At 39.2% G+C, this 7,063-nt stretch carries 7 protein-coding genes and 1 tRNA gene; 1 reads left to right on the top strand and 7 read right to left on the bottom strand.

Going from position 1 to position 7,063, the window contains the following annotated elements; translation table 11 throughout:
• Positions 1-364 precede the first annotated feature (364 nt).
• A complete protein-coding gene (locus O3C63_09105) occupies positions 365-1,081 on the top strand; it encodes a sigma-70 family RNA polymerase sigma factor (protein MDA0773086.1) in 717 nt (238 codons plus the stop codon).
• Positions 1,082-1,125: 44 nt separating this feature from the next.
• Here O3C63_09105 and O3C63_09110 read toward each other — a convergent pair whose 3' ends face one another.
• From O3C63_09110 to O3C63_09140, 7 genes are all read right to left on the bottom strand, one after another.
• A complete protein-coding gene (locus tag O3C63_09110) occupies positions 1,126-2,781 on the bottom strand; it encodes a hypothetical protein (protein MDA0773087.1) in 1,656 nt (551 codons plus the stop codon).
• Positions 2,782-2,859: 78 nt separating this feature from the next.
• The gene (locus tag O3C63_09115) at positions 2,860-3,819 is read right to left on the bottom strand and encodes a DUF58 domain-containing protein (GenBank protein MDA0773088.1); all 960 of its coding nucleotides are present in this window, start codon (positions 3,817-3,819) and stop codon (positions 2,860-2,862) included.
• 213 nt (positions 3,820-4,032) lie between these two features.
• A tRNA-Trp gene (locus O3C63_09120) sits at positions 4,033-4,108 on the bottom strand.
• 437 nt (positions 4,109-4,545) lie between these two features.
• A complete protein-coding gene (locus O3C63_09125; GenBank protein MDA0773089.1) occupies positions 4,546-4,890 on the bottom strand; it encodes a nucleotidyltransferase domain-containing protein in 345 nt (114 codons plus the stop codon).
• On the bottom strand, positions 4,860-5,183 hold the full coding sequence (locus O3C63_09130) for a HEPN domain-containing protein (GenBank protein MDA0773090.1): 324 nt from the start codon (positions 5,181-5,183) through the stop codon (positions 4,860-4,862). Before O3C63_09130 ends, O3C63_09125 begins: the two co-directional genes overlap by 31 nt.
• A 61-nt stretch (positions 5,184-5,244) precedes the next feature.
• The gene (gene argG / locus O3C63_09135) at positions 5,245-6,567 is read right to left on the bottom strand and encodes an argininosuccinate synthase (GenBank protein MDA0773091.1); all 1,323 of its coding nucleotides are present in this window, start codon (positions 6,565-6,567) and stop codon (positions 5,245-5,247) included.
• A 225-nt stretch (positions 6,568-6,792) separates the two neighbouring features.
• Positions 6,793-7,063: hypothetical protein (locus tag O3C63_09140; protein MDA0773092.1), on the bottom strand; the 271-nt coding region annotated here is incomplete at its 5' end.

Genomic DNA, 7,063 nt, shown 5'->3' on the forward strand with positions numbered 1-7,063 from the left:
GCTTCTTAAGACTCGCGTATAAAGGACTTTGCCTCAATTTATTGAGCTTTTACTTTAGACCTGAGTAGTTAGTCCCTGGATAACATCTTGAGATAATAAGCGAGTTCTATGGCGAATAGCAAAAAAACTTGCAATTGTGGTATACCATATATGGATCGCAGAAAAGCTATCTAGCTCAACAAGCATCGACTTGCTCAAATAACAAGAGACAGTAACATTCGCAAAACAAGTCGAAGCGTAGATTGAGCGATGATAAAAGGTCTGCCAGCAAGCCACCAAGTAAAGGAAAGAGAGGAATATTGGTAAGCTAAGCTTGCTGGTAGCAAATGTAAATTAAGGTTGTTCCCCTAGAAGATAAGCTCGAATGTCAGTCCCCGAAGACAAAATCAAATCACTCAAAATTGATGCTAACTCCAGCAACAAAGGCAATGGAGTTGGGAAGTATTTGCCTATTGTAGAAATGATTGCTCGTAAAGAAGTTTCATCGAAATCAAAACAAATGATCAGTTTTGATGAGCTGGTAAACACCGGCTTGATTGCAATCAATAAACTCATTGAAGGAGCCCAGCTTAATCCTGGAACCGAATACAACTCTAGTTATATAGCTCAATCAGTCAAATGGGCAATGAAAGATGAAATGCGCTCTCGCCAATCTTGGTATGGCGTCAAAAAAGTAATATCTGTCGATCAATTAGAACAAGATGCCAAAGTTGCTAGCAAAGATCCAACGGGAACTACTGAAATCAAAAACGCAGATGATGCGCGTAAAGCAGTCTTTGAAGTGATCATGTCCGTTGACTCAATGGAAGCAGACTTGGGCTATACGCCCGCTGATCCGAACGGGCAAGAAGAAAGCGAAAGATTAGAGATGCTTGAAATGAAGGCAAGTCTCAAAAAAATGATTGCCAAATTACCTGACAACTTACGCAAAGTTATTGAGATGCGTTTTTATAAAAACATGACAGGCAACGAAGTTGCAGAGAAACTAGAAGTTACTCCATCAAGAATTTCACACATGATACGAGAAGGTGTTAAGAAGCTCAAAGTACTTATGGTCACTGAGGGTTACACTTCTATGTAGCAATCATTTCATGATGGCTACGGTTGCGCTCACTTTGTTCGCTACTATTTCGAGTTTCGTATCAAAGCATCCAAACCAAACTTGAGCGCGTCGTTAATTAATCTCTGACCTTGTTCTTTACCAAGCTGTTTGACATCAGGAAGTACTCTAGGCTTGTCTATTGTACCTTTGATTTTAATTGGAATCGAATTAATACCAGGCAAATTCAAAGCCAAATCATAATCAAGTGACTGATTTGCTTTAATAATACCTGTACCAGTAATATTCAGTACTTTGGTCTTCAAGTCTATAGGACTAGTTCTCAAATCACCTTGTTTCAAATCAAAGCCAGTACTAAGTGAGACAAAGTCTCCATCAAGCTTGTCGATGATATCTCCACTATTACTAACCAAGCTTGATGCAAGATCTTTATACTTGGTAATATTTTTCAAAATATACAAACTACCATTGCTCACCATGATTGAACCATCTGCCTTGAGAGATTCATTGATTTGTTTAGCATTCTTACCTTTGAAATAAAGGTGGTAATCCTCAATTGCAAAACTACCAGCAATAACATTGCGATACTTAGTTAAAGAATTTAAGACCTCTCTTAGCTCCAAGCCATCAAGCTTACCGTGGGATGAACCTTGAACTATACCAGTATCTAATTCTTGCATTAAGTATATATCAAAACTTAGACGTCCAGATTTTTTGTCCTGACTATTAAGAGTCACTGTCGCATTCTTGGTTGCAAACTTGAGTGTCGGTGCTTTATTTAAAACCAAACTATAGCTATGCGGCAAATTAGCTTCTACAACGAGGTTGTGCTCAGCGGAGTTACCAATTCTCAAATCCTTAGTAGTAAGTTGTCCCTGACCTTTGATTGCAGACATTAAGTCACCAGTGAATTTAGATTCTTGATGAACCATAGTATTGTTGTTAACCATTACTAAATCACCCAAGATTTGTTTTTGGGTATTGCCATCAAGATCATTCAAATAGAGATCAAGACTTTGCGTGCCTGTAACAGGAAGCGACTTAAAGCTAAAATCAAGAGGACCAATCTCACCCTCTGCACGAATACCTGTTCGCGAAGAATTAAGTGCATTGGCTTTAAATTTATAATTTGCCTTAATTGTTTTGATCTCAGCGATCTCCAGGTTATTAAGTTCTAGTTCAATCGGTTCAAGTACCAATGACTCTATTGATTTATAAGCATTGAATTCTAGTCTTGCATTCTTCAATAACAATTTATTCAAGCTTAAAGACTCTAAAAGACTAGTTATTGGAATAGACTCACTGTCTTGGCTAGTTTTAGCGGTAACCGGTACCGTCGTTGACATTCCTTTGAGACCAACTTCTTTTTTAGCATTCTCTTCCAGTATTATCACAGCTCCATCAATCACTATCTCTTTAATTCTGAACTTGCGCTTGAATAAATCCTTGAGATAAAGCTCGACAACTACTTGCTTGATTTTCACAGCTTCTTCAATTCTCAAACCTTGAATCTTGATACTCGGTTCAAGCTTGAGTAATTTACTTAAACTCAACCTGAAAGAATCAAAGTCTATATCAAGCTTGCTTTGTTCTTGAATTATTTTTTTTGTTTGTGGAATAATTTGGTCTTTGATCTTGGTGTTAAAGAAGTAATAAGCAAGTATTAGCAGAATCAATAATAGAAGCGCTGTGATGCCTAGGAACTTGATGATTTTGCTCATTAGAATCAAGTTTACTATATTAAACCTGTTTCGAAACAAAGTTTCGATGCACAGGTCTAATGAAAAATAAGCTCAACATCAAGCCAAAAACCCATAAGCAAAAGAAAAACCCTTGCCAGCAAGATCACTAATTTTAGGCATTGTCATCTCTAAACTATTTTGGTTGTCTGTAATAAGAATCAGCTTATGATCCGCTGCTTTACGCAAATGAAAACCAGACGTAATCAAAGGACTAGCCTGCTGATATCTACTAAAACTATAATAATTGGCAAGGTAGAGAAGATCCTGCATAAAATCCTCAATCACACGCCTCTTACCCAGAGCATCATCAATATTCTTAAAACTTAAAACATGCTTTTTCAGATCCTCTTCATTATAAGCTGCAAGCATCTGCCCCTGGTAACTTATATAAAGATTCTGGTGCTGTTTATTCCGGATATTTGCACTAAGAGTCTCTAAAACAGCAGCAAGCTTATTGATTTGTTGCAATATGAATTGATCTCTGTCATCTCTATAAATATTGCCAAAATTAAAATTAGCAAGATCCAGAACATAGTCTTTGATCCTTGCTTGAGGAGCACCAAACTGTTTAACCACAGGCGTACCATCGCCTTGCCTAGCAGTTCTTTTCCAATCTATATTTTTTATAGAGTCACCATATACATAAAACCTATGATCAATCGGCTCAGAGCCCGAGTCTATTTTTAAAGATCCCATAAATTGTTGGTCTGAATTACCAGGTCTTAGCCTAAGCTCTTTTTCATGTATCTTTGGTCTTTGTCCCGCAGTCAGCTTATCGACTGCTGCCTTAATATCGCTCGGTAGACCCCCTCCCAAAAGCTTATAAACATCGATACTAGAATTAGCACCTAAATTAGCCAGCTCCTTTTTAAAGCCTACAAGCGGATTGAGTGAGCCTGCCTGCACTTCTGAGTTTTTAATTCTTGCAAGCAGCCCAGTTGAAGGTAAATCCGGCTCTGCTTCTAAGTATACAGATCTAGGTTCATCATACTTAAAATAATGGGGCCGCATCTCCATAGTTCAGTTTCGACAGATATTAATCAGAGATTGTTGATTTCAATAAGTGCCTTTGCTAAAGCTTTATCTTTGAGTGACCATTTTTTTAGGCTTGCAATACGTTGACTCATTACGCTAAGGGTCAGGTCTCCAGAATTCCAGAAACTATGTGTATGACCGCAATTTTTTAGACTGAATGCTGGGGGCGCTTTTTTAGGGTTAATAAATTTATAATGGCGCGCCCTGTAGGACTTGAACCCACGACATCAGGTGTTGGAGACCTGCGTTCTACCAACTGAACTAAGGACGCATATTTTGAAACCCCATTTTCGAACGCTGCGACCTTTTCTTGTTTTCGTTCCTGACCTACGGTCTCTCACGGCAAAAAACTAAGGACGCATATTTTGAAACCCCATTTTCGAACGCTGCGACTTCTTCTTGTTTTCGTTCCTGACCTACGGTCTTTCACAAGCAAAGAACTAAGGACGCATATTTGAAACCCCATTTACGAACGCTGCGACTTCTTCTTGTTTTCGTTCCTGACCTACGGTCTCTCACGGCAAAAAACTAAGGACGCATATTTTGAAACCCCATTTTCGAACACTGCGACCTTTTCTTGTTTTCGTTCCTGACCTACGGTCTCTCACGGCAAAGAACTAAGGACGCATTAGTAAATCCCCTCACTAAACTAATAATCTAGCATATTTAAAGTCTTTTCTACTTCCTTTCGTATATATTTACAAAGAGCTAATTTATTACAATTTCTCTCCCAGTGGCTAGGACTTCATCAAAAAAGGACTTGGTAACCTCGTGATTCAATTTACTGGGATGCACACCTATCACTTCTAAATCAGTATGGACTTTATCAAAACCAACTAAACGATCTAAAACAAGACCACAAGCACCTTTGGGTTTACGCTCCGAAAGCTGTTTTGATATGATCAATAAATCAATATCACTATAGTCATGTGCTGTACCCTTTGCGTAAGATCCAAATAAAATAGCCTTATCTATCTTAATTTTAGTCTTGAGATTTGCCACATAGTCATCAACTATAGTATTTAATTCTGCGTCAGTAAGTCTCTTAACCATTTAAAAGTCACCTCCACATCTTTAACTAATTGCTGACAATATTCATTATCATATTCTTCTTCAAAGATTTCTATATCTTCAGGGTATCGAGAATCGATAAAAGCTTTATCTAAACTTTTAATCAATATCTCTACATGAGTTTCTGGTTTTAACTGACAAACATCAACTGCTAATTTTTTAAGCGCGTGTATCTTGGGTGGATTATTTCCCCTCTCATCAGCAATTCCCTTTAATATCTTTTCTACCGCAGCATGTAAATGAAAAATTGTATTTAACGAATCATTAGCTTTCAAGAGAGATTTAGCTGCCCTTAAATCTCGCTCTGCAATTTTCAGATGCTTTTTTCATCTACTACTATTCTAGTAAATTCAAATCCGCTAAAGAACTCAGCTTCAAGACACCTGTATCAGCATATACCTGCAATTTAGCTTTGGAATCAGCAATATCTGGATTGCGCATATTAAGCGAGCCAATTCTGTCATCTTGCGAAAACTCACCTTCCCCCTTTTCCATAGTGAGACGCTCTGGGCGATAAGTGAAATTATCACCCTTGGTATCCAAAATAGAATAATCATCACCGCGACGCAATTCAAGAACAACTTCACCAGTGATAGCTTTAGCTACCCATCGCTGTAGTGCTTCACGCAACATCAGAGCTTGTGGATCAAACCATCTACCTTCATATAGAAGTCTACCTAGCTTGCGACCAAGGTTGCGATAATTATCAATCGTCTCTTCATTATGAACTGCAGAAATTAATCTCTCATAAGCAATAAAAAATAACGCAAGTCCAGGTGCTTCATAAATCCCGCGACTCTTAGCTTCAATAATCCTGTTTTCAATTTGATCAGACATCCCAAGTCCATGACGACCACCAATACGATTGGCTTCAAGTACAAGCTCAACTTGATCCTGAAATTCTTTTCCATTAATTGCAACCGGTAGACCTTGCTCAAAACGAATACGAACTTGCTCTGTTTCAATCTTGACAGCTGGGTCCCAGAACCTCGTGCCCATGATCGGTTTAACGATGGTCATGCCTGAAGAAAGTTCTTCAAGATCTTTTGCTTCATGACTTGCACCCCAAATATTAGAGTCAGTAGAGTATGCTTTTTCTGTTGACATTTTGTATTCAAAACCATGCTTGTTAAGCCACTCACTCATTTCTTTGCGACCACCAAGCTCATTAATAAAATCAGCATCCAACCAAGGCTTGTAGATTCTCAAATCACTACTGACCATTCGTCCATAACGATAGAATCTCTCGATGTCATTTCCCTTGTATGTAGAACCGTCTCCCCAAATATCAACTCCGTCTTTGAGCATCTCTGTTACAAGTATTGTTCCAGTAACAGCTCTACCAATAGGCGTAGTGTTGAAATAAAACTTACCGGCTGTTGAAATATGAAAAGCCCCACATGACAATGCGCCAAGACCTTCTCTAACTAAAGCCGCTCTACAATCAATCAAGCGAGCCTTGTGGGCTCCATAGTCAAGAGCTTTTGCAGGGATAGTATCATAGTCTGTTTCATCAGGTTGACCAAGATTGGCAGTATAGGCATAAGGCACTGCACCCTTGGCTTTCATCCAAGCGATAGCAGCAGAAGTATCTAAGCCTCCAGAAAAAGCTATACCGATTTTCTCGCCTTTGGGTAATGATTTTAAGATACTTGCCATGCCTTGAATTTTAGCATGCAGTCGATTTAAGCACTTCACGTTTGCAAACTCTAAATAGCCTATTCATTAAGTCACAGATGCAAGGCTTGCGAAGTTACAGTAAAGCTGAGTTGGCTGAGCCGCCATTGTTCAGGCTTGCAAAATACGCATAGTTTATACAAGTGGAACTGAGTCCCGGTAATACAACGGAACGTGAAACACAGCAGCTGGAACTTGATGGTTAGGCTATTTGCCACCAGCGAGTGCAGAGACTATGCCACCAAGCCCGCCACCAGGACCGCCGCCGCCCATCATGCCGCCACCAGGACCACCAGCCATCTGTGCCATTTTACTTACACCATCTAAAACACTTGCCATTTTACCCTTTGGTTTTTCTCTGGGTTCATGATCAGCTGCTCCTGCTGCAGGACGACCGCCGCCTCCAAGCTTATTTTTCACCATCTGAAAACCTTTGTAACCAGTAAAACCTAAAACAGCCCACTTAACTAATTTCCAC

It is taken from the genome of Cyanobacteriota bacterium (assembly GCA_027618255.1).
GTDB lineage: Bacteria > Cyanobacteriota > Vampirovibrionia > LMEP-6097 > LMEP-6097 > JABHOV01.

Excerpts from the sequence above, each read along its gene's own strand:
- O3C63_09105 (MDA0773086.1), top strand. The coding sequence starts at position 365 with ATGTCAGTCCCCGAAGACAAAATCAAATCACTCAAAATTGATGCTAAC.
- O3C63_09110 (MDA0773087.1), bottom strand. The coding sequence starts at position 2,781 with ATGAGCAAAATCATCAAGTTCCTAGGCATCACAGCGCTTCTATTATTG.
- O3C63_09115 (MDA0773088.1), bottom strand. The coding sequence starts at position 3,819 with ATGGAGATGCGGCCCCATTATTTTAAGTATGATGAACCTAGATCTGTA.
- O3C63_09125 (MDA0773089.1), bottom strand. The coding sequence starts at position 4,890 with ATGGTTAAGAGACTTACTGACGCAGAATTAAATACTATAGTTGATGAC.
- argG (MDA0773091.1), bottom strand. The coding sequence starts at position 6,567 with ATGGCAAGTATCTTAAAATCATTACCCAAAGGCGAGAAAATCGGTATA.